The sequence below is a fragment of the Mucilaginibacter sp. genome (assembly GCF_025362475.1).
Taxonomy (GTDB): Bacteria; Bacteroidota; Bacteroidia; order Sphingobacteriales; family Sphingobacteriaceae; genus Mucilaginibacter.
Window position 1 is genome coordinate 42,607 of the sequence record NZ_JANYGH010000055.1, and the last position, 23,601, is coordinate 66,207.

The 23,601-nt window shown below is 40.1% G+C and carries 20 protein-coding genes; 6 read left to right on the plus strand and 14 right to left on the minus strand.

The window, feature by feature from the left end:
- Positions 1-2: 2 nt before the first annotated feature.
- From Q0R88_RS17670 to Q0R88_RS17680, 3 genes are read right to left on the minus strand one after another with little or no spacing between them, the layout of a single operon-like run.
- On the minus strand, positions 3-1,109 hold the full coding sequence (locus tag Q0R88_RS17670; RefSeq protein WP_295718644.1) for a radical SAM protein: 1,107 nt from the start codon (positions 1,107-1,109) through the stop codon (positions 3-5).
- On the minus strand, positions 1,055-1,804 hold the full coding sequence (locus Q0R88_RS17675) for a methyltransferase domain-containing protein (protein ID WP_295718646.1): 750 nt from the start codon (positions 1,802-1,804) through the stop codon (positions 1,055-1,057). Before Q0R88_RS17675 ends, Q0R88_RS17670 begins: the two co-directional genes overlap by 55 nt.
- Positions 1,805-1,816: 12 nt before the next feature.
- Entirely contained in the window at positions 1,817-3,316 is a 1,500-nt protein-coding gene (locus Q0R88_RS17680; protein WP_295718648.1) for a radical SAM protein, read from the minus strand.
- 186 nt (positions 3,317-3,502) lie between these two features.
- Here Q0R88_RS17680 and Q0R88_RS17685 point away from each other — a divergent pair, with 186 nt between their 5' ends.
- Genes Q0R88_RS17685 through Q0R88_RS17695 form a run of 3 tightly spaced genes read left to right on the plus strand, consistent with a single transcriptional unit; the run spans position 3,503 to position 6,527 of the window.
- Complete coding sequence (locus Q0R88_RS17685) at positions 3,503-4,246, plus strand: class I SAM-dependent methyltransferase (protein WP_295718650.1); 744 nt, start codon at positions 3,503-3,505, stop codon at positions 4,244-4,246.
- The gene (locus Q0R88_RS17690) at positions 4,243-5,412 is read left to right on the plus strand and encodes a hypothetical protein (protein WP_295718651.1); all 1,170 of its coding nucleotides are present in this window, start codon (positions 4,243-4,245) and stop codon (positions 5,410-5,412) included. Before Q0R88_RS17685 ends, Q0R88_RS17690 begins: the two co-directional genes overlap by 4 nt.
- Positions 5,413-5,414: 2 nt before the next feature.
- Positions 5,415-6,527, plus strand: coding sequence for a glycosyltransferase (locus Q0R88_RS17695; protein WP_295718653.1), 1,113 nt, complete (start codon positions 5,415-5,417; stop codon positions 6,525-6,527).
- On the opposite strand, the gene Q0R88_RS17700 is transcribed toward Q0R88_RS17695, so the two are convergent.
- From Q0R88_RS17700 to Q0R88_RS17710, 3 genes are all read right to left on the minus strand, one after another.
- Positions 6,513-7,568, minus strand: coding sequence for a glycosyltransferase (locus tag Q0R88_RS17700; protein WP_295718656.1), 1,056 nt, complete (start codon positions 7,566-7,568; stop codon positions 6,513-6,515). The genes Q0R88_RS17695 and Q0R88_RS17700 overlap by 15 nt on opposite strands.
- Positions 7,561-9,228, minus strand: a complete 1,668-nt coding sequence (locus Q0R88_RS17705; RefSeq protein ID WP_295718658.1) for an ABC transporter ATP-binding protein — start codon at positions 9,226-9,228, stop codon at positions 7,561-7,563. The genes Q0R88_RS17700 and Q0R88_RS17705 overlap by 8 nt, the downstream gene beginning before the upstream one ends.
- A 131-nt stretch (positions 9,229-9,359) precedes the next feature.
- Positions 9,360-9,890 carry an OmpA family protein gene (locus tag Q0R88_RS17710; RefSeq protein WP_295718660.1) on the minus strand — a complete coding sequence of 177 codons (531 nt, stop codon included), beginning with the start codon at positions 9,888-9,890 and terminating at the stop codon, positions 9,360-9,362.
- A 319-nt stretch (positions 9,891-10,209) separates the two neighbouring features.
- Between Q0R88_RS17710 and Q0R88_RS17715 the strand changes: the two genes are divergently transcribed.
- Positions 10,210-11,220 (plus strand): fatty acid desaturase, encoded by a 1,011-nt coding sequence (locus Q0R88_RS17715; RefSeq protein ID WP_295718661.1) that lies wholly within the window; start codon positions 10,210-10,212, stop codon positions 11,218-11,220.
- A 27-nt stretch (positions 11,221-11,247) separates the two neighbouring features.
- On the opposite strand, the gene Q0R88_RS17720 is transcribed toward Q0R88_RS17715, so the two are convergent.
- Positions 11,248-11,829, minus strand: coding sequence for a GNAT family N-acetyltransferase (locus Q0R88_RS17720; protein WP_295718664.1), 582 nt, complete (start codon positions 11,827-11,829; stop codon positions 11,248-11,250).
- 88 nt (positions 11,830-11,917) lie between these two features.
- On the opposite strand from Q0R88_RS17720, the gene Q0R88_RS17725 reads away from it, so the two are divergent.
- The gene (locus Q0R88_RS17725; protein ID WP_295718666.1) at positions 11,918-12,214 is read left to right on the plus strand and encodes a YciI family protein; all 297 of its coding nucleotides are present in this window, start codon (positions 11,918-11,920) and stop codon (positions 12,212-12,214) included.
- A gap of 7 nt (positions 12,215-12,221) precedes the next feature.
- Here the strand turns inward: Q0R88_RS17725 and Q0R88_RS17730 are convergent, their stop codons facing one another.
- From Q0R88_RS17730 to Q0R88_RS17740, 3 genes are all read right to left on the minus strand, one after another.
- A complete protein-coding gene (locus tag Q0R88_RS17730; RefSeq protein WP_295718668.1) occupies positions 12,222-12,794 on the minus strand; it encodes a Crp/Fnr family transcriptional regulator in 573 nt (190 codons plus the stop codon).
- 40 nt (positions 12,795-12,834) lie between these two features.
- Positions 12,835-13,011 carry a hypothetical protein gene (locus tag Q0R88_RS17735; protein ID WP_295718670.1) on the minus strand — a complete coding sequence of 59 codons (177 nt, stop codon included), beginning with the start codon at positions 13,009-13,011 and terminating at the stop codon, positions 12,835-12,837.
- A gap of 167 nt (positions 13,012-13,178) precedes the next feature.
- Positions 13,179-14,939, minus strand: coding sequence for a glycoside hydrolase family 9 protein (locus Q0R88_RS17740; RefSeq protein ID WP_295718672.1), 1,761 nt, complete (start codon positions 14,937-14,939; stop codon positions 13,179-13,181).
- A 422-nt stretch (positions 14,940-15,361) separates the two neighbouring features.
- Here Q0R88_RS17740 and Q0R88_RS17745 point away from each other — a divergent pair, with 422 nt between their 5' ends.
- Positions 15,362-15,703, plus strand: coding sequence for a hypothetical protein (locus tag Q0R88_RS17745; RefSeq protein ID WP_295718674.1), 342 nt, complete (start codon positions 15,362-15,364; stop codon positions 15,701-15,703).
- Positions 15,704-15,742: 39 nt separating this feature from the next.
- Here Q0R88_RS17745 and Q0R88_RS17750 read toward each other — a convergent pair whose 3' ends face one another.
- From Q0R88_RS17750 to Q0R88_RS17765, 4 genes are all read right to left on the minus strand, one after another.
- Positions 15,743-17,524 carry a beta-N-acetylhexosaminidase gene (locus tag Q0R88_RS17750; protein ID WP_295718676.1) on the minus strand — a complete coding sequence of 594 codons (1,782 nt, stop codon included), beginning with the start codon at positions 17,522-17,524 and terminating at the stop codon, positions 15,743-15,745.
- A gap of 88 nt (positions 17,525-17,612) precedes the next feature.
- On the minus strand, positions 17,613-18,497 hold the full coding sequence (locus tag Q0R88_RS17755; RefSeq protein ID WP_295718679.1) for a cupin-like domain-containing protein: 885 nt from the start codon (positions 18,495-18,497) through the stop codon (positions 17,613-17,615).
- A 247-nt stretch (positions 18,498-18,744) separates the two neighbouring features.
- Positions 18,745-20,169: an efflux transporter outer membrane subunit gene (locus Q0R88_RS17760; protein WP_295718681.1), complete on the minus strand. Its 1,425-nt coding sequence runs from the start codon at positions 20,167-20,169 to the stop codon at positions 18,745-18,747.
- Between the two features lie 129 nt (positions 20,170-20,298).
- Positions 20,299-23,517: an efflux RND transporter permease subunit gene (locus Q0R88_RS17765; protein WP_295718684.1), complete on the minus strand. Its 3,219-nt coding sequence runs from the start codon at positions 23,515-23,517 to the stop codon at positions 20,299-20,301.
- Positions 23,518-23,601: the final 84 nt, after the last annotated feature.

Sequence of the window (23,601 nt, forward strand, 5' to 3'; positions counted from 1 at the left end):
AATTACGATAGATGTGTTAATGGCGACAGATTAAGTGAGCACACGCATTTTACACAGGTCGGATTTGTTGAAGTATTTAATGATTTGCGAAACGCGATAGCATCCGGGCTATTCAATATATTGATTAACGATGTGTCGCGGATATTTCCCATCGATTCTAAAAAAAAGCATGGCCTAACCGTTCCATCAGCTTCCACAACGGTAGATACCCAGGGGGCGTTGCATTTTTTAAAAGGGAATTCATTTAGGCCGTAAAACGCTGCATAATAATGATATATATCCTGTATCTTTTCTTTACTTTCAGCAATGAAGCCGTTGTGGAATTCATGGTTAAACTCGGTAAATAAATAGCTGATCACTTCGCAAAGCTCGGGCAGTTCTTTTTCCGATATCAGGATCTCGTTCTGCTTAGGTTCGGCCCAAGCTTGCTGGCGGTTAAAAGCGTAACTGCTAACATCGGCAGGTAAAAAGCTTACCTGGTTAAGTCCCATTTTTTTGGCCTCGGTTATGATGGCCGCCCAATTGCGATAATTGAGGCGATGGATTACCGTACGGCCTGTAATTCGATATGCAGGGTTTAGCTTCTTAATATACTCCACGCCCTCTTTTAGTTTTTTAAAGGCATTGGGGATGTTCCTGATGGCATCATGCAGTGGTTCATCTCCATCAATAGATACAATTACCTCGCTAACGTATTTTAAAATATCATCGGCATTGCTTTTTATAGATAAGCCGGTAGTGAGCAATATAACACTAATCCCCACATCTTTCAAAATTTTGCATAATGTGAAAAAGTTTTTATTGAGTAAAGCTTCTCCGCCAGACATCAGCACTTGCGTGGTTCCTAATGATTTAAGTGACTCTAACAAGCCGCTGATATCTTCGGCCGTAAGCTGCTTTAAGTTTTTATTGTCTTTCCATATATCACACATTACACAACGGCAATTACAGGCGCTGTGCGGCATCAATATTACAATTGGCAATGCCGATATCCTGTGTGTTTGCAGGGTGCGGTAACGCTTAAACGTTTGCAATATGGTTTGCCCGCTCATGTTCAGGGTTTTAATATTATCCAGTAAAAAATGTTTTTTTTGGTCAACCTGTTCCATAATGTTGTTGGATCGATCATCGTTTTGTGCTTAAGCTCCAACACTTGTTTTAAGGGGTGATGATAGTAATAGTGAGACATTTGCGGAAAGCCCAGAGAATCATAATAAACAAAACTCCTTTTAGCGGCCATTTCTAATTCGTTTGTATGATAAAAAGGAGTGTCAAGTACGTGTACCCGCCCTGTTTTGCTTAATAAAGAAAAAGCATCAGCTATGGTATCTTTTATCGACGGGAAATATTGTATTGACGCCGCAAATATGATCACATCAAATTTTACAGGTCCGTTAAAAGTATTGTTATCAAATGAACCGTGAATAAATTTCAGGTTGGGCTTTTTTTTAAATACGCGTTTTGCCTGTTCAATTTCTACCCGGTTAGGATCAAGCCCGGTTACCTGGGCATTATGGATATTGGCAAGCCTTGAAGAAAGCCAGCCATTACCGCAACCAACTTCCAGTACGTGAAGTGGCTGTTGCCTTTGTTTAAGATAAGTGATAAGTTGTTCTGACGATTGCTTTCTCTTTCTCCATTCTTTGTAATACCTATGCCCTTTATCTATATTGGGTAAGCGGGCTACCTCTTTATCGCTATATAACCTACCCTCTTTATCACGAACAGCAATATACATTTCCTCAAATGCTTCCTGGGCAGCTTGGGTTATATCGGGGGCAATATTATTTACGTTGGTCTTCAATGGTTTTACAAATTAAAAGCCCTGTATTTCTGGCTGGCGGTATTCCCATAAGCGTTGCAGTATTTTAATTTCGTAAGGATATTTATACAGGTTGGTTTTATAACGCAGGGTAGATACTAATTTGATCGCTTTTCTTTTAATATCATTAAGCTTAATATCCGTGACAGTTGGATATACGCCATTAAGTACAGTTTCAAAGTTGCGGATCTTATCTATCATTTCTGGTTTTAGCCAGGGTGTTAATGGATTTTTACGCAGATCAAAATTTTCCCAGGCCGGACTTATCCAATCTTCAAGACTTTTTGGGTATTCAAAACCCTGTTCCAAAACCTGTTTATAAAGTTCCGAACCTTCGGTGGGTACCGGGGTATAAGTATACAGTACAATCTCGGTACGCGGATTTACAGCTTTTACCTTTTTTATAAAATCAATTTCAAAATCTATCTGTGCCTGTACTTTTTCGGGCGTTGGGGCTGGTGTTCCCAAAACAAATGAATACTCAGGGATGATATCAAACTTTTTTAACCGCTCGGCAAAACGGATGATTTGTTCGCCTGTTTGGGTGCCTCCTTTATCCAGCTGCTCCAAAATATCATTATTACCACTTTCGGCGCCAAAAAATATGATTTTGCAGCCAGCTTTACGAATCTGTGCCAATGAGGCATCGCTGAATTTATCCATGGTGTCGATACGGGCCATCCCCCACCATGTCATATTTTCAGGCTCTATCAGTTTCGCAAACTCAACGGTACGTTTTTCTGATACAAAGAAGTTATTGTCATGAAACTCAATGGCATCTGCGCCCCACCTGTCTTTAATGTATTTAACATCCTTATAAACCGTTTTGGCCGATTTTGCTTTCCAGCGTGCTTCATAAATTGGCACAACGGCACAAAATGAGCAGGTAAAGGGGCAGCCAATACTGGAGTGATAGGCCATGGTACGTTTTCCTAAATAGGTTTTGCCCAGGTACCTGTCTATAGGATAAAAAGTGGCAAGTTTATCATAAGGTAATGGCGGCAATGAGTCCTGATCAAGCAGATCTTCCTTAATGGTTTTGGTTATTTTGCCATCGGCTTTGTAAATCAGGTTTTTAATAAACTCATAGGGTTCATGATTTTCAAGGGCATCTATCAATCTCGGGAAAGCATTATCTCCCGGACCGTTGATGATAAAATCAACAAAGCCCGAGCTTAAAACCGCTTTTGGCTGACTTGAAGGGAAGTATCCTCCCCATATCATAGTAGTGTAAGGGTATCTCTCTTTTATTTTTTTTGATAGAGGAATAGCTTCCCTTAGTTGAGGCCCCGGCATCACTGTAAAACCAAGGTAGCCAAACTCACCGGTTTTTAAATAACTTTCAATCTTTTGAAGGGGATCTGATTCACAATTACCATCTACAATCACCCAATCATATTTACCTTCAACAGACGCGGCGATATTTAAAATAGAATTGGGAATGCGGTGCTTGGCTATAGCACTTTTAGGATTGTAAAGTAATATCTTATTCATACTTACTTATTTTGGCAGTTAAATGAAGGCGATAAGCTTTTATACCCATCGCCTTCTAACCCAGATCAACATTAAACTATTCATAATATACTACGCTGCATAATTGACAGGGGTTGCCTGCTTAATAATAAAAATGACGGGCAACCATATCACTTTTGTGCCCGTTATTATGATAAACCCTGCACAATGCTGACTACTCTCAAAAACTATATTAAAAGCAAGATAAACTCCCCGGCTGTTATAGAAAAAAGTGTAGTGGAAGCCTACGACCTGTGGGCATCTGACTATGATAAACAGCCCGGAAATTTAATGTTGCACCTTGACAAAAGACTATTTGAAAACCTTATTGAAAATATAGATTTTAAAGGCAAACAAATAGCTGATATAGGCTGTGGCACAGGCAGGCAGTGGCCCGCTATTTTCAGTAAAGCTCCCGCAGGTGTTACAGGTTTTGATGTATCGGGTGGTATGCTTGATAAATTAAAAGATAAATACCCATCATCACAAACCAGGCAGATTAAGGATAATGCTTTTGCTGATATTCCCGACGCTGTTTTTGACATCATCGTTTCAACACTTACTGTGGCTCATATTGAACATATCGAAGAGGCTTTGCAGGCCTGGTGCAGGATGTTAAAACCCGATAGCGATATTATTATTACCGATTTTCATCCACACACGTTAGCATCTGGTGGCAAACGTACTTTTAAACACCGCAATACCTTAATGGCTGTTCGTAACTACGTACATCCTATCTATAGCATTAAAGATGTTTTGTTGAAAAATAACTTTCAGGTGGTAAGCCAGCTGGAAATAAAAATTGATGACTCCATGAAACCATTTTACGAAAAGGCAAATGCGATGCATGTATATGAAAAGTATTATGGTTTTCCGGTTATTTATGGCATTCATTTAAAAAGGATTAAATGATACTGCGTAATGTGAGGTTGGCTGATAGCGGAAAGATGGTTGACATAGGGATTGTTAACGATAAGATCGTTGACGTGAATTATCCAGTGATCAATAGCGGCGACAAGTTTCAGCTTTACTTTGATGATTGCATTGTTTTTCCTGGACTCATCAACTCGCATGATCATCTTGATTTTAATCTTTTTCCACAGTTGGGTAACCGCATTTATAATAATTATACCGAATGGGGAGCATACATTCATAAGGAGTTTAAGTATGAGATAAACGCTGTGCTTCATGTTCCCCAACATTTGCGTACGTTATGGGGGATGTACAAAAATTTGCTTTGTGGGGTTACTACGGTGGTAAATCATGGGGAACAATTATTTGTTGAACCTGCGCTCATTAATATATTTGAAAATACCCACGACCTGCATTCGGCAGCGTTTGAAAAATACTGGAAAATAAAATTAAATAATCCACTTAACAGAAAGTTGCAGGTAGTGATCCATACCGGTGAGGGAACTAATACACAAGCCGAAAAGGAAATTGACAGCCTCATTAGCTGGAATAAAATGACCCGGGAACTTATAGGAATTCATGCGGTGGCCATGACCTCGAAACAGGCTCCAAATTTTAAGGCCATAGTCTGGTGCCCTGCATCCAACTATTTCCTGTTGAATGCAACAGCACCTATACAGAAACTAAAATCTTTTACAAACATTCTTTTGGGCACCGATTCAACTCTTACAAGTAGCTGGAATATTTGGGATCATATCGCCATAGCACGAAATACCGGAATGCTTAATGATGAAGAATTGTATCTATCCCTTAATAAAACCGCTGCAAACGTCTGGAAAACAAACAATGGTAAAATTGCAGCCCACAAATATGCCGACCTGGTAATTGCAAAAGCAAAAGGTCAAACACAAGGTTACAATGCCTTTTATGCTACAAAACCGACCGATATTCAATTGATAGTACATCAGGGGAACATTCGTTTATTCGACCAGAGTTTATTGCCCAAATTGGCGAATGAACTTAAAGGAAAGCAGTTTAGTTTGATTAAATTGGGAGATGTTTACAAATATGTGGAGGGAAATATAGGCGAACTTATGTCGTCTATTCATTCTTATTTACCGGGCGCTGTGTTCCCGGGAACATTTATACATCATCAAATATTGTAAAATTGATAAAACTGGTTGATCTTATTTATCACTCCCATTTAAATTACACCCGGCCAGAACAGGTTAAGGAAAACCATGCTCCTGCCCTGGCTTTTGCCTCTTATCTTAAAAATCACGTCGATATTACTTTTGTTAAGCATGCGTCTTTTGAACAGCATGTGATCATGGACGATGTTCCGTATTATTTTTTTAGAGGGAAAAATAGATTTTGGTCTGTTTCTATTAAAACCCATCGTTTTATTAAAGCTTTAAAACCCGATATTATATTGGTACAAGGATTGGTATTTCCTATCCAGGTGATGTTTCTTCGGCTGTTCTGTAATCAAAAATTTAAGCTAATCATCCAACATCATGGCGAATTACCATCGACAGGTATAAAAGGTTATTTAGAAAAAATAGCCTGTAGCCTTGCCGATGCATTTCTTTTTACAGCGGCAGGCAATGCGGATGTGTGGAAGAAAAAAAATATCATAAAACGGGATGCCAAAATATTTGAACTTTTGGAAGCTTCAACCGGCTTTAAACCCATTGAAAAGCAGTTGAGTAAAACATATACCGGTATTACAAGTGAAACCAGTTTTCTTTGGGTGGGTCACTTAAATGCTAATAAAGATCCGATGACGGTTTTGAGCGGATTTGAACAGTACCTGCAAGCCAGGCCCGGCGCCAAACTTTATATGATATATCAAACCGACGAGCTGTTGAGCAGGATAGATCAAAAGCTGGCATCAAACAGGTTATTGTCAGCATCAGTTGTATTGGTTGGGAAAGTTACTAATGCTGCTATGCCTTATTGGTTTAGCGCGGCAGATTATTATATATCTGGCAGTCGTAAAGAAGGGAGCGGTTATGCACTGCTTGAAGCAATAGCCTGTGGTTGTATCCCTGTTGTTACAGATATTCCACCATATCAAAAAATAATGGCGAATGGCAAATACGGCTTCTTATATCCGCCCGGCGACGCAGATATGCTGGCCCAAACACTTAAGGAGACTGAAAGAATCAACCCAAAAGAAATGTCGGCAGCTGTTTTAGCCCACTTTAATCAATGCCTTAGTTTTAAAACCATAGCCGATGACCTGGTTGAAATTTGCCATAGGTTAATGACCAAATAAAGCGGCTACCCTTGCCGTCACAGTTTTAATTGGATAAGCCAAACTTGGTTCGTGAAGTAGGTTTTTATTGCTAAGCAAGTCTTTAATTATATCCGGCAAATGTTCCGCGTTATCAGGCACATGGTGCTGGGCTGGGCGGGTATTCATCCCATTAACCAGGCTTACCACATGGCAGCCTGCGTATAAAGCCTCACTTAAAACGGTACTATAACCCTCATATGCCGATGTATGTAAAAATATTCTTGAACGCTGCATCAACGCAAGTACTTCGGGGTGTGCTAATTCACCTATTAATTGGATGTTGTTTTCCAATTTTAGTTTGCTTATCTGTTTTAGAAGACTTTCCATTTGGGGGCCTTTACCGCAGATAACTGTTTTTACGTCCGGGAACTCGGCGGTTAAGCTTTTAACAACATTAACAAACAAATGATATTGCTTAAGCGGAATAAGCGAACCTGCGCCCATAATATCAATATCCCTATCAACTGATTCCGTATTAAAAAGTGTAGTGTCGATGCCCGTGGGAATGGTATATGCAGGTTCTATCCCATAATTTATCCTGAACTCCCGTGCCAGGCTATCAGATATAGCTATTAAGGATTCTCCTTTAGGTTTTATCCGGTTTACGTATTCGTTGCCGGCCTTTGCATCCTGACCAAGCAGCCATGCGTAATGCAGTAAACTGTATTTTTTGGCAAAGCGGTCGCCAATATAGGCACACTCGCCCATCCAAAAGCTTAACAGTCCGCTGAGTTCATACTGATTATAAAGCTTTTTTAGAGTTTGCCATACACGCCTCCAGGTAATTAACCTGAATAATTGTCCCTTGCCTTTACCCGCAATAGCTATAACTTCCACCCCATACCAGTAATATCGCGAAGCGGTGAAAGGATATTGAAAGCTAACCACTATAATATGCAGTTGCGGATTATGCTGCTTTAAAGCTTTTACAAAAACCTGCATCGGTGGTATACAGGTAGTATCATTACTATCCGCAGGAAAACCGGGACTCAATATTACCAATGCTTTGGGCTTATTCATTTACCAGGGGAATTATTTTGTTACAGTGGTTTAAACTTGCGGTGTTATGCGTAATAAATAATATGATTTTACCCTCGGCAGTTAGGAGTTTTAACCGATCAAGGATAGCCTCTTCGGCTTGTTGGTCCATTTCGCCAAAAGGCTCATCTAATATCAATACATCAAAATCATGATACAATGCCCTTGCCAGCGTAATACGCTGGCGTTGACCGCCACTTAAATTTTTACCGTTTTCACGAATCACTTTATTTATCCCTTCGGCATAGCCCGCTAATAATGGTTCAAGCCCGCAAAAGGATATTACCTCGGCCAGCTTTTCGGGGTCATGTTGTTTATCGGTAAGGGTAATGTTTTTAAGGATGGTATCATGGATGAAGAAAGTTTGTTGTTTTACGTAGGCAATCTTTTTCCAGTAATGTTGTCTTTTTATGGTATTTGCAGGTCTGCCATTTATATCTATGTAGCCGGATTCGGGAGTTAAAAATCCCAGAATTAAATTTATGATTGTAGTTTTGCCAGTACCTGATGCAGCCGAAAAGCCTACAAAATCGCCTGAGCAAACCTCAAAACTAATACCGTTTAATACGGTCTGTTCTTTATAGCTAAAACGGATGTTATTAAAACGGATAGAATTTATGGGTTGAACAATATTGAGCAGATCGGCAGATACAATTGTTTCTTTAACAGCCAATAGGTCATTTAAAGTAAACTCATAAGTTTTAATTTGCCCGGCACTGTTCAATATTTTAATGATACCGGGAATAATTTTATAAGCTGCGGCCATGAACACGCCAATAGTAAGGATACCTACTATTGGCCCATGAGCCGAAAACTTATTAATGAAAATCAAAATAAAAAAGCCAAATATGGCAAACACTTCCACTAGTCTTGACGGTAAGCCCTGCAGGGTTTGCTGTGAGGCAATGTTATTATTTAATTGCTGTTGATAGTTGTTATACCTATCGGCCAAAAAATCGCTCGTATTATAAATATTGCTTTCTACAAAGCCGGATAGCGATTCCTGTAAATACTGGATACTTTTCTCGCTGGTTAGTTTGGTATGTTCGCGTACTTGTTTTGATTTTCGTTTTATAAAATAGGCCAAAATAATTATTGGAGGTACTAAAAACGTCAATAACAATAAAAACAACAGCGGCTGGTAAAATAAAATTGCGCCGACAGTAAATAAAATGAGGATGCTTTGCGATATGATCTGTTGAACGTTGTTTAGTATATAATGACTAAACTCAATAGGTTGTTGACTTATCTGCCGGATATGCACCGATGAATCAACATTTACAAATTTTATATAGTCATCCTTAAGATAATGTAAAATATTCCTTTTGGATAAGCGCGTTGCCACACCGTAAAAAAAGTGATGTTGAAAACGAAGGATAAGGTACCCCAACCAATTTTTAAAACAATACAGTACCAGGAACAAGCCGATGAGCAGGATAGAATCCTGGTTGAACCATGCGCCTGGAATAAAATAGTGTTTGTCGGGCTTCCCGGATGTATAAAAGCCGATAACGATTAGCAGTAATCCTAAAAATAGAATATCCAATACACTAATAAACAGATCGAGCAGGATGAGCCTGCACAACTTGTTTTTTTCTTTAGTATTTAGCAGGGTTAGGATCCCCTTAAAAATATGCTTCAAATCGCCCGATAAAGTTTGTTACTACTTTAAACATTAACGAATATTAAAGCATAATGGTTGCCTGTTATAAACTATAAAGCACCGGTTTTAAACTGCCGATGCTTTATTTTATGATAAGTGTTTTAAGCTTATTAATTAAGCTTTATCTCTACGCGTCTGTTTAAAACTCTTCCCTCTTCGGTTGAGTTATCGGCAACTGGTTTGCTTTCGCCATAACCTTTAACACTTAAATTATCGGCACTTATACCGCTGTTTACAAGGTATGTTTTAACTGAGTTGGCTCTTTCAACAGATAGTTCCATATTACGCTGATCTGTGCCTTCGGCAGATGAATTACCATTTAATACAAATTTTACTGTTGCATCTTTCTTCATTTCTGCCACAGCCTTATCTAATGCCTGGTATGAAGCTGTTTTTAAAACAGCTGAGTTAAATTCAAACTGAATATTGCTGAAATTATAGTTTGGTTTTGCAGGTGGCGGCGGCGGTGTTTGCGCAGGGGCCGATGCAGGCGGCGGTGTTGGTTTTGGAGCCGGGGCATACATTTTTTCTGTTTCAACCGGCGCTGGTTTTTCGGCTAATTTCTTGGCTTTACAAGCAGGAAAAATCAGCGCAACTAATGCAATAAGTACAGGAAATAAAAGGGTTTTTAAAACTCTCATAACTAAGATTGATTTTTTTGGTAAACATAAAAAAATAATCGTTATTCAGCCTAAACTGCCATAACGTATCTATAAATAAAGGAATATCGTGACATTTTTTTGGTAGATGTCGTTATTCTTTGCTGTGAATTAGAACGGAAAATTGTTGTGATAAGTATTTATCCATTTAATGCGCCTTAAAAGTTTTTGCAGCAATTGCGGTTAAAACTGTGTTATTGATATGGGTAATTAAGTATTTATACGTGGTTAAATTGAGTACCAGCACTGCGGATTGGGTTGAAGAATTTATGTTATTTAGCATAGCCTAAAACATATCGTTATGAAAAGTAATTCCCCTTTTGAAAACATTCAAACACCTGATATTCATTTTTTGCGGCGGATAGAAGTATTAAAGAAACATCCCGAAGTAAGACAGTTGATGGGATATGATCCCTGGGCGGCTGTGCTTACATTTTTTATTGTAGCCGGACAACTTTGTTTTGCCTGGGGTGTAAGCGTGTGGTTTCCCTCATTTAGTGGCTACTGGTGGCAAATAATCCTGTTATCGTATGTGGTTGGTGGTACTATGAACCATTGGTCGGCAATGGCCGTACACGAAATGGCCCATAACCTGATGCTTAAAACACCTGCCCAGAATAAAGCGCTTGCCATATTTGCTAATATCCCGGTTTTGGTACCTGGAGCTATCGCTTTCAGAACCCATCACATGAAACACCACTCCCATTTAGGCATCGAGGAGATAGATAACGACTTCCCCAGCCACTGGGAAGTTAAAATGGTAGGCAAATCGGGCATCAGGAAGTTTTTTTGGTTGTTTTTTTATATTTTCTTTCTTTTTTTAGTGCGGGGATTTGATACTAAACCTACGCGATGGGAATGGGCTAATATCATCACATTAATCATTACCGACATCCTGATCTGGGTATTTCTTGGGAAGATAGCCATCATTTACCTGTTCCTCTCAACGTTATGGGGATTTAGCCTTCATCCCGCGGCAGGGCATTTTATTCATGAACACTTTATTTTTCAGGAAGGACAGGAAACTAACTCCTATTACGGATGGCTAAACCTGGTATGCTTTAATGTAGGTTACCATAACGAGCATCACGATATCATGAATATCCCCGGCCGGCACTTACCAAAGTATTACAAGATTACCAAAGAGTTTTATCAGCACCTGGATTCAACCCACTCGTGGACAAGGATGTTTTATGATTTCATCACCCAACCCAATTTAGGCGCCGATAAACGTTATGTACGTAGTGAGCAGGTACGCAAGCAGGGTATAAAAATGGCCGAAGCTATGAAGCGGGAAAGGGAATTTGTATAAACAGCGTTTATATGATTTATCAATTTATCATGCACTGTTTTTTATATCCCACACCACCACATTCCAGTCTTCTAATCCGTCGTTATGTGTACTCACAACTTCAAATCCCATTTTTTGGTGAATCTTTAATGATTTGGTGTTTCTTACAGCTACTTCTGTTATGCAAAGTTCATAATCTTCCTCCACCTCATTAGCCGTTGCGTTGTAAAGTTTGCTTAATAAACCCAGGCCACGAAAATCTTTATCTACACAAACCTGACCGCCCACAAAAAATTTGTAATCTATTAAAGGTTTGCCCAGGTACTGGCTTTTATGAAACTCCCTAAACATGGGTGCAAGGCTTGGCAATTCATTTTCCATGGCGGCAGTCATCGCCAGGTTATAACCTATTACTTTGTTTTTATATAACGCTATAATTTGTGGTATTTGAGCTGCCATTACTTGTAATAAGGGTACGCTATGCTCGGCAAATACGAAGCCTTGTTGTTCCTGCTGCTCGGTGCTCAGACTTTTGTACAAGTTTTGATTTTGTAACTGAACTATCTGCTCAAAATGCTCAATTGACGTTGCTGCTTGAAAAGTTATTTCTGATAGGCTATTTTTATTCATGCTATGGGCAAATGTCTTATTTTATGAGTATTTGCGCAAGCATAAATAAATTTACCTTTATCACTATCTTATTCAATAAATCAAAAACATGGAAAAATTACATTTTGCGGTTAAATTATTATCGCCCCGCCCCACATTTCCGAATGATATGACCGATAGTGAGCGCACCATTATGCAACAACACATTGCCTACAACCGGGATTTTATGGATAAGGGCATCATACTTGTGTTTGGGCCGGTAATGGATCCTGCAGGAGTTTATGGCCTGGGGATATTTGTCGTTGATGACGAGGAGCAGTTAAAAAACATAATAGCAGGCGCCCCAGTTACCAGTTTTGCCAAATATGAGTATCACCGCATGATGGCCGTTACCCCTTCAAATTAGTTAAATATCAGCGAATATTTTTCCTGATACGGCTAAGGGATTGCGGCGTAATACCTAAATAAGAAGCAATATCATTCAGCGGAACACGCAGTGCAATATCAGCCTGCCTCATCATAAAAAGCTTGTAACGCGTAGTCGAATCCTGTCCCAAATAGATATTTCTTACATTGATCTTTTCAACCAGGGCCTGTTGTATTATTTCATCTATCAGGCTTTTTAGGTATGGGACCCGAAGGTACAGAGCCATCAGGTTGGTATGTGTAACAACCAATACTGTTGCTTTACAAGCCGCCTGGATACTTTCATGAGCAGGTACCTGGTTAATAAAACTTTTCAATATAGTACAAAACTGGTTTTCCTTTAAAAAATAATGGGTAACCTCATTCCCCTTTTCATTTCTGACCATAATACGCAATACCCCTTCAACAATAAAAAATAACTGCTGACAAACCCTGTCACCTTTAAAAAGGTAATCGCCTTCATCAAATGTTCTGGCTTCAAATGTGTTTGTAATAAGCTCCTGATCATCTGCTGATAGATGCTTAAATAAAGATAGAAACGAAATAAGTTTATTGGGCATGGTCCAAATTTCAATCATTTATAAACCATCAGCAAAAAAATTATTGTTCTCGCTCTTTATGTTCATTCATCTTTTCAAGCCAGCCATCTTTGTTAACCATATATTTAGACAAGTTTGTTGGCCTGGTGAGTTTGGCGTTAGTGTTTTTTGAAGGGCCGCGCAAAGGTACTATCAATACGCATAAAAATATAAGGATCATCAATACCGCAATCATCATAAATTAAATTTTTAGCTACAACCGTATTAGTTGTAATTGCCTGAATATTAAACATAATGATTGGTTGAGGGGTATTTAGGTAAAACTCCGGGGCGATTAATTCCTTTGTTTTGCAACCTCATGCCCTAATATAGGTAAATCCGATAAAACTTATGAAGTTGTTACGCTTATTTTTCGTCGGCCATAGCTGTAATTGCCTGTAAAAACCAGGCCGCGTGAGGGAGCCATTGTTCTGTCCAGCGCCATTCATTGCCATTATCTTCGGTTTTGTAATCAATGCCGCTGCCATCAGCATTTTCCTTTGCGCCGGTAATACCATTTGATATTCCCCCTTTACCAGAACCATGACCAAAGTTTGAGCTCATGTAAGGCACATTGTTTTTACCAAACTGGTACATAAAACACATGGAATATGGATTGCAACCAAGTATCCATGATAGTTGATTTGAGGCATAAGCTGCAAGGTCCTTTTTAACACCCCAGCCACCTTTTTCAGGATAAACCAACCGGCCTCCTATAATAGCCGCGGTGGCCAATGATGCCAGGCGGGCATTTTCGCCCTGCCACCACCAGCCGGTCTCGTTTTGGTGCGGAATAAAGAAGCCATTCTGAATTTTATCTTTCAAACGGAAAGTCTGTCTTGCATAGCCAAATGGATTGCTTGTTTCGGCAGTTACCCGCAGGTTATAATCCAATGCTTTTTTTATAGTGTTTAACGCGGTGGTTCGGTTAGCAGCGTCTTTCTCTTTGCTTAAATACCGGCTTAAAGCAACAACCGGCATACCAGCATCAGATGCGTGCCAATATGGGCGGCCACTATCATTTGCATAAAAGTACCCCGCCGGACTCATCTTCTTTTCAAGGCTTTCAGCACGCTTTCGGGCTTCGGTTTGGTAGTATGAGCTGTCGGTAGCTATCCAAAGTTCGGTAGCGGCCATCAAGGCGCAGTAATCATCAATGATGTTCTCCTTACCATCGTCATCATATTCGGCATTATGGATTAACAGGTGCGCAAAGGCGCGTTTGGCACCAGCAAGATAGTCTGCAGATTTAAAATCTCCATCTTTTTTAAGCCGGGAGATTCTGGCAAGGGCAGCTATCGCCATACCTCCACCTTCGCGAAACGCGCATTGATATTCATTGGTTGTAACACTGTTTGCTTTCAACCCCACTACCCTACGTGCTTTTGGATCTTTATTAAAATAGCTAAAAACAATCATATAAAAATAATCGTCCGTTGATAAGGCTCGCATAAAGTAGTCTGCACCATACAGCGCTTCGTCAACCGTTTTATCATATATACTGAGCTTGTTCAATGTGGCAGGAATTGTTTGCACAGCGTTAATCATTGACCAGGTAACCAGCGGGATTTGCTGTGGCGACATATAATTGGCATATGCCAGGTGCGAAAAATACTTACTCACATCGCCCGAGGCATCACACCAGCCACCGTGCATATCAACCGTTTTATCACCACCATATAGCAATAGATGTTTATCAGCTTCAAGTTCGGTTGGTGTATTAGCCCGTTGCTTGTTGTAATAGTTGATAATTGAGGGCATCGTATTAATGGCAAGTGCATTTGGACTAATATTAAACTCATCCGACATGTATCGTTTGCCGTTTACACTGATGTTTACCTTATATATGCCCGATTTAGTTACCGATGAAAAATCGGCCTGGTAAAAGAAAGTTCCTTTTGCCCACTGGGTAATTTGTAGCGGACCTTTAAGTGTACCCGTAAAAGCAATTTTACCTTCCTGGTTGGTTAGTGTAAATATGGTTGAGCCCCTAAGCCTGGCGTCGTTACCAACAACCGCCATTTTTGCCCCCCGCGAATCAAAAGCTACCTGGTTCACATAAATTATAGGTGATGCTTTGCAAATACACGGGAGTAAGAGCATTAAATAACTCAGGATATATTTCATAGGATTTTAGGTTTTTTTAGTAATGCAGGATTAATTGATTTCCCGATATTTACAATTGCAAATTACCAATATTAAGTATCAGCATGAACAAAAGCGCGTTTAAAATCGGCGGTGCTTGCCCCTACATTATTACTACAAAATATGTTATCATGTATAAATAATTGATTAACAATGTTTTATTGGGTTTAACTGTATAGAAATATAAATTACCATAGTACACTTTTATTTAGGTAGCTTTGAATTGTTATGCGGTAATATTATTCCGGGAGTAGCTGTCCCTCATTACCTTAGTTTCAAAACAACAAAATCACACAAATAATATAAGATCAGGAGATAGTGTTCCCCGGTTCTTAAAGATCCTTTAAAGCCCCTGTAAACGAATACCTACAGGGGCTTTTATTTTTTATATAGATAAGAATATCATGGAAGAAAGAAAGTATTTAACTACCTGGAAAAGGTACATGCCCGTTATCCGTTTGCATTTGAAGAAAAGCCTAAATGAAGATCAGCAATTTAAACTGAACATCACAGATTTTGAATCTGCGGGAGATCGCGGAAAATCAGGTTACACCTTCAATATCAATATGGAGAATGGCAAAGTTACCAATAACATCAGCGGTTCGGCAGTAGCGCGTGATCTTTTTGAAGCCATTAAAGGTGATGACGCGGTTAAAGCCATGTTACTGGATAAAAATGTTAAAATAAGCGTAGGAAAATCATTTGTATTGAGCATTAAAACCACCCACCTTTCAACTTACAGGTAGGCAGATAATACTTTATCTAAAAAGGAAATAACCCACAGGCTATTTCCTTTTTTTATGCGCTTTACTTTTTGTTGCCTTTGACGAAGTTTTATGAGTTTTAGTTGAACTTGTATGTTTCTTAGCAGCTTTTGAATGCAATTTTTTTGAACTGTGATTGTGACCACGCTTCCCGGTTAAATACGTTTTTTTGACGGTCGGTACAAAATCAACAGCTTCGGGGTGAGCTAAAGGATCAAATGGATTAAAGTAGTAAATATTGTCCTTGTCCCAGTTCTTTAAATCAGTTTTTAACCTTTCGTTAAATGCTGCTTCATTCTTAAGTTCAGGCGCTGTCCAGCCAGCCTCGGCTAAACCGGCAATTCTCGGGAAAAGCATGAAATCCAAACGTTTTTCTGATGCAATCTTTTCCGTCCAGATATTTGCCTGCACACCAATAATCTGGCTTGATGTAAGCTGATCTGCTGATAATTGCCTGTCGGGGAAATTATATACGTCTGTTACGCGGTTAAAAACACCGTTCCATTTTCTGCCGGCAATATGGTCGCCATCCTGCAAAAAATCAAAGTAAAGTGGTAAACGCGGACATAGTACAACCTGGTAGTTTTTTTGCATCGCCAGAGTTAATTGGCCCGGTAAATTTTGGCGCCACCAAAAAATGATGGTTTTGCCCGCCGGAAGATCGGTTTGGGTAGCTTCGTCCCATGCCAGTATTTTACTGCCCAGGTTGGTAACAGTATCCGTCATCCGCTTAAAAAAGTAGCGTTCCAGTTCGCCTACGTCTGCAAAGTTTTTTGTTTGCATCATCCTGGCTATAGCCGTATCCAGCGACCATGCTTTAATACCCAAAACAACCTCGTCGCCACCCAAATGCATCATTTTAGACGGGAAAAGCGCATTTGTTTCTTTTATAATGTTGGCTAAATACTGGTAAGTTTCTTCTTTTGCCGGGTTAAAAGTGAAGTTGGGGTAGCCCGAAACACTTCCACCAGAGTATTCTGGATAAGCCCTGTTTGCCGCGGTGGCATGACCCGGCATATCAATTTCAGGAATTACCGTTATAAAACGCTGTGCAGCGTAAGCAACAATCTCTTTGATGTCGTTTTGGGTGTAAAATTTGGCTTCGGCTGAGGTATCACTGTAGTTACCAATTGCACCCACAGCAGAGAGCTTTGGATATTTCTTAATCTCGATGCGCCAGCCTTGTACATCTGTAAGGTGCCAGTGAAATTTATTCAGTTTGTAATAAGCCATCCAATCCAATAGCTGCTTTACTTTTTCTTTACCAAAAAAATGTCTTGATTCATCCATCATCAAACCACGCCATTGGTATCGCGGCGCATCTGTAATTTCGGCAGACGCAAGGTTAATGGTTTGGAATCCGCTGGCGGCTTTTACATCCGTTGATGCCAAAGTAATATTCTCTCCCTCTTTTGGCTGGTTTTTGATGATCTGTAATAATGATACCAATCCGTAAAAAATGCCTTCCTTATTTGAGGCAGATATGGTTATACGATCAGGCGTGATTTTAAGCGAATATGCCCCAATAGTTTGATTAGTATTGGTTAAAATAAGCTTAATCACACTTCGGGAGTCCTCATTATTTATATCAAGCGATAAACCTTTTACTTTAAATAATTCCTTTTGAAAGTAAACAGCCAAAGTGGTTAACGAAGTATCACTTGCACCGATGGCAGAACGGTTGTTAATACTGATTTGCCCTGTGCTGTTTACTACCGACCGCGGCTGGGGGATTATATTTAAGTTTTGTGCTTTTAAATAACCAGAGAATAAAAGAAGCGCTGCTAAAAATTTAAATTTCATTAAAAAACAAGTTCAAACTATTGAGGATACGCTATGATAAGGATTTTATGATAGATCCGGGTAATTTATTTGTAATAAATCTTGAACCTTATCTTTCAAAGGCATCCATGATTGCCCCAACAATTGCTCCATAAGCCAACACTGGCGCAGCCATAAAGGAGATCTTCTTTTTCCAGTTTACATAACGATCATTGATAAAATTGTTCCAGTTATAGGTATTTAACTGGGCACGGCCGTAGGTAATACTTGGCTCGGTGATCCTGGTAGTATGCCACCAACCCGATGGGAAAAACAAGGTTTCACCCTGTAAAAGATGAACTACTATTGGCTCAACTTCTTTATATAAAGGGAACTTTTCATAATCGGGATTGAGGAAGTTGATTTGGGAAAACTTTGGATTATCCGGGTACGGATACATATTAGGCGTTTGCGACGGCGGATACATGAAAAATATTTTTGAACCAAACAACTGCGTTATCTGCGTATGCATAAATAGCGCGTCATAGTGCAGGTATGGGAAGCTTGACCCATTGCCTCCCAAAAAAAGCTCATGAACAGTGGTACCTGCAAGCATTTGCCGAAGCATTAGTTTGCTGTTGATCCTATCGCTTTTTCCATAAACAAGCTGTGGTGAAAAATCAGGCATCAGCTCAGGAAACACTTTTTTTATATCAAAATTGAAAGGGTATGGCGCCCTGTTTTCTGCAGTTGAAACCAGTATGCGGTCAATCGCCTCGGCCATGGTATAGGTGACACCATCAATTGTTTTGACGATATGGCTATAGTTTTGTTTATAAAATTCAGGCGTATGCTTGCCCATGGCAGGCCAGTTTTTGGCAGCATCGGTTAGTACAACGGGCAGAGATTTATCAACATACTCACGGATGAATTCAGCTCTTGAAAGATTTGTGCGCTTATCAATGGTGATGGTTTGTTTGCTACCTGCTTTTTCAAGCACCCCGTTCTGTTGCATACTGGATAGGTTAAAAATTCTGATCAAATAGTTTTTTTGATCTACCTGATAAATCTAAGCAATTTTCAAATAACCAATGCATCGGGTAATTTTAATTTTACTAAACGTTCATCATATACACTCCAGTAAAAAAGGCCAGCCGATTGTGATTGATCACAACCGGCTGGTCTTTTTTTATATTATTAAGATTTTACAGCAATTGGATGATTAAATTAATTCTTCACCTCACCAATTACTTGTCTTCTGCTTATTTCCAGCCTCCACCTAATGAACGGTAAAGATCGGCAGTAGCGGTCAATTCATCTCTTTTTATGGAGGCAAGCGCTAATTCGCCTTGTAACACATTGCCTTGCGCTGTAATTACCTCAAGGTAATTAGCTAAACCATTTTTAAACAGCATACTGGCATTACTGGTAGCTTGTTGCAGCGTTTTTACACGGTTTGCAGCTATAGCACGCTCCTGTTTTAATTTATCAATTTTAACCAGCGCATCTGACACCTCACCAACTGCATTCAATACCGACTGTCTGAACTGAAGAACTGTTTTTTCACGATCGATTTTGGCAACCTGGTATTGGGTGCTCAATTGCTTGTGCTCCAACAAAGGAGTGACAACGCTCCCTGCAACAATACCAAATAAGGCGGCAGGGATGTTAAACCAATTGGTGGCTTTAAAGGAGTTAACTCCTCCACTTGCAGTAATCCTTAATGCAGGATACATTTCTGATTTGGTAATACCCACCTTGGCATTGGCAATGGTAAGGGCCAGTTCCTGGCTCCTCACATCGGGTCTGCGGCTGATGATAGCTGTTGGTACACCTGCTGTTAAAGTTTCAGGGAACTTCACATCATTTAAAGTACCATTACGTTCGATGCTGTCTGGCAGTCTTCCTGCTAAAATACTCAAAGCGTTTTCCTGTACCGCTACGTTCCTTTCAAACTGTGGCACCAGTTGGGCCGCAGCTTGTTGTTGTGCCTCGGCCTGTTGTACTGCTAATAAAGTAACCTGTCCGGCATCATACTGTAAACGGATGATCCTTAAGGTACTATCATTAAGCTTTACATTCTTTTTGGCAATATCCAATTGAGCATCCAGCATCAGCAGGTTGTAATATCCCTGTGATACGCCGGCAACAATATTGGTTTGAATTGCCTTTTTAGCCTCAGTGGTTTGCAGGTATTGGGCCAGCGCCTGGCGGCTTTGATTACGGATCTTACCCCAGATATCAGCCTCCCATGAAAGTGCCAGATTTGCTGAGTAATCCTCAACGTGTTTGGTGCCGATATTATACTGGCTGATACTTAAACCGGTTAAACTGTTATCGCTTGGCCGGCTTGTACTTGCAGTAACATTTAAGGCAACTTCTGGCACATAGTTCCATTTTACCTGTTTAAACAACTGCTGTGCGGCATCGATGTTTTTAACGGCAATCTGCATATCATAGTTCTTAGCGATAGCGCTGTCTATCAGTTTTTGCAGGGTGACATCAGTAAAAAAACTCTTCCACTGTATATCGGCAATACTGCTGGTATCGGCAGTGGTTGTTGCTACACTATTTCTAAAATTTACAGGTAGCTCGGGTTTGGGTGTTTCCACATCTTTTGATACTTTACAGGCGCTTAAAAAGGCCATAAGTAATACAAAAGCTAATGGAGTTATATATCGTTTCATTTGTTTATTGCTTTGGAAGAGTCAAGAATCAAGAGTTAAGAATCAAGACAGAAGACAATCTTCAATCCTATTATTCTGTAACTTTTACTTTTCTTCCTGACTCTTGATTCTTAACTCTTGATTCTATTCTTAATTTTTTTGCAGTTCCAATTCTTCCGCTTCAATGGCATGGCCATTTTTATGGGCAGATGAACCTCCACTGTTTAATACTGCCAATGGCGCACCGCTAATTTTTTCCTGCAAGCCCTGGAATACCACGAACAATACCGGGATTATGAATAAACCTAACAGTACTCCTGATACCATCCCGCCGGCAGCACCTATACTAATAGAGTGGTTACCTTGCGCTGATGGGCCTGTAGCGATACTCATTGGGAACAAACCGAATACGAACGCTAGTGATGTCATAATGATCGGGCGTATCCTTAGTTTTGCTGCTTCAATTGCCGATTCAACCAAACCATGCCCGGCTTTGCGTCGCTGTACCGCAAACTCCACAATAAGGATGGCATTTTTGGCCAGCAAACCGATGAGCATGATCAAAGCCACCTGTACGTAAATGTTGTTTTCGATACCGGTTAAACCTAATACCACAAACACACCTAAAATACCTGTTGGGATTGAAAAGATTACCGCCAGTGGCAATATGTAACTTTCATACTGTGCTGATAATAAGAAATATACAAATATCAAACAAAGCATAAATATAACAGCCGACTGACCACCAGAAGAAATTTCTTCGCGGGTTTGGCCAGAGAACTCGTAGCCAAAACCCGATGGCAATTGCTCCTGCGCTGTTTCCTGGATGGCCTTGATGGCATCACCGGAACTATAACCCGGTTTAGGAATAGCATTGATCTCGATAGAGTTAAACAGGTTATAACGTGACGCCGTTTCTGAACCATACACACGGGTTAGTTTCACCAGTGTATTGATAGGTACGTTTTCACCTGTTTTATTTTTAACAAACACCCTGTCAATGGCAGATGGATCTGTCCTGTCAGCAATATCTGCCTGAACCACCACCCGGTAGTATTTACCAAAGCGGTTAAAATCTGATGCCTGGGCTGTACCAAAGTACGCCTGCATAGTTTGCAAAATGTCTTTAACATTTACACCCAACTGGCTGGCCTTTTCATCGTCAACCTCTAACTGTAACTGTGGATAATCTGCTTTATAAGAAGTAAAGGCATAAGCGATAGCCGGTTTCGCCATCAGCTTTCCTATAAAGTTATTGGCAACGCCGCTAAATTTATCCAGTTTGCCGTTGGTTTTATCCTGTAGCACCACATCAAGCGCTTCTACGTTACTAAATCCTGGAACGGTTGGAAAACTGAACACGAAGAAGGTACCACCCGGTATGCCACCTAATTTCCCTCTTACTATATTCTGTATATCATCAATGTTTTTAACTGCGCCCCTTTGCTCGTTAGGTTTTAACAACAGGAAAATTACCCCGGCTGATGGACTGCTGGATTGTGTTAAAAAGTTAAAACCAGATAATGCGGTAACAAACCTTGCTGATGGTAAAGTTTTCAACTGGTCTTCGGCCTGTTTAAAAACTTTATTAGTACCGCTTAATGAAGTTCCGGATGGTGTATTAACAGCTATGGCCACAAAACCCTGATCCTCGGTAGGAATAAATCCTGTTTTTGTTTTATTTACCAGGTAAAATGTAAATGCCACAACCAATACAAGGCCGCCTATACTAAACCATTTTTTACGGATCAGGAACTTTAAGCCTACAAGGTATTTGCTGGTCATATAATTAAAACCACCATTAAAACCTGCATAAAATTTTTCTACAAAACCCTTTTTAGGTTCATTATGCCCGTCAGCACTATGTTTGTTCTTTAAGAACAAAGCGGCAAGTGCAGGGCTTAATGTTAAAGCGTTAACAGCAGATATAATGATGGCTATAGCCATGGTTAAAGCAAACTGACGATAAAATATACCTGTTGAACCTACCATGAAGCTTACCGGTAAAAATACCGCTGCCATAACCAGCGTAATAGATATAATGGCGCCGGTAATTTCGCGCATAGCCTCGGTAGTTGCCGCTTTGGGGGTAAGGCTTGGGTCATGTTCCATTTTGGCATGCACCGCCTCTACTACCACAATGGCATCATCCACCACAATACCTATGGCCAACACCAATGCAAACAGGGTTAAAAGGTTAACAGAGAAGCCAAAGAGATTCATGAAAAAGAAAGTACCGATGATGGCGACAGGAACCGCTATGGCCGGGATCAAGGTAGACCTGAAATCCTGCAGGAATATAAATACTACTATAAACACCAGTATAAAGGCTTCTATCAATGTATGCTCAACCTGGTTAATTGACTCATCAAGGTCGGTTTTGGTGCGATAGAACTGGTTGTATTTAATGCCGGCAGGAAAATCCTTTGATAACTTCAGCATCAGCTTATCAATCCCGATCTGAATTTCGTTAGCATTTGAACCAGACAGCTGTATGATACCTATGATAATACCGTCGTGTCCGTTCAGGTTACTTACGCTGTTATAAGAATAGGCACCCAGTTCAACACGTGCTACATCTTTTAAATGCAATACAGAACCATCTGCATTGGCGCGGATAGCGATATTCTGATATTCTTCTGGTTTGGTAAGTTTACCTTTATATTTAATTACATATTCAAATGCCTCGTTACTGCGTTCGCCAAATTTACCGGGGGCGGCTTCCAGGTTCTTGTCCTGAATAGCTGCCATTACTTCGGCAGGCGTAACTTTGTAAGCTGCCATTTGACCGGGATTAAGCCAAACACGCATTGAGTAATCCTTAACACCACCAAATATACTGGCCGAACCTACACCCGGAATACGTTTCATTTCGGGCACAATATTGATCTGTGCATAGTTGGCCACAAAGGTCTGATCGTATTTTTTTGGATCCTCTGAGTAGATAGCCATAGCGCCTATGAAGCTGTTTTGTTGCTTGGTAGTAGTTATACCATATTGTACAACTTCGGCAGGTAACTGGCTTGTAGCTTGTGAAACACGATTTTGGACGTTTACAGCCGCCTGATCCGGGTCAGTACCTTGTTTAAAGTAAACTGTGATACCCAAAGTACCGTCGTTACTGGCAGTGGAGGTCATATAGGTCATATTTTCCACACCGTTAATCGCTTCTTCTAACGAAGGCGTAACAGAACGTAAAATAGTTTCGGCATTAGCGCCCGGGTAAACAGCAGATACCAATACCGCCGGAGGTGCTATATTCGGGAATCGCTCTAAGGGCAATTTTGTTAAACCAAGTACACCAACTATCACCAATAATATGGAGATCACTGTGGAAAGTACCGGTCTTTCTATGAATTTTTGAAACATGGCTTTTTCTTTTATAATTTGATATTGGAGTCAGGAATCAAGAGTCAAGAATCAAGACAGAAAACCTGTCTATCATCTATATTC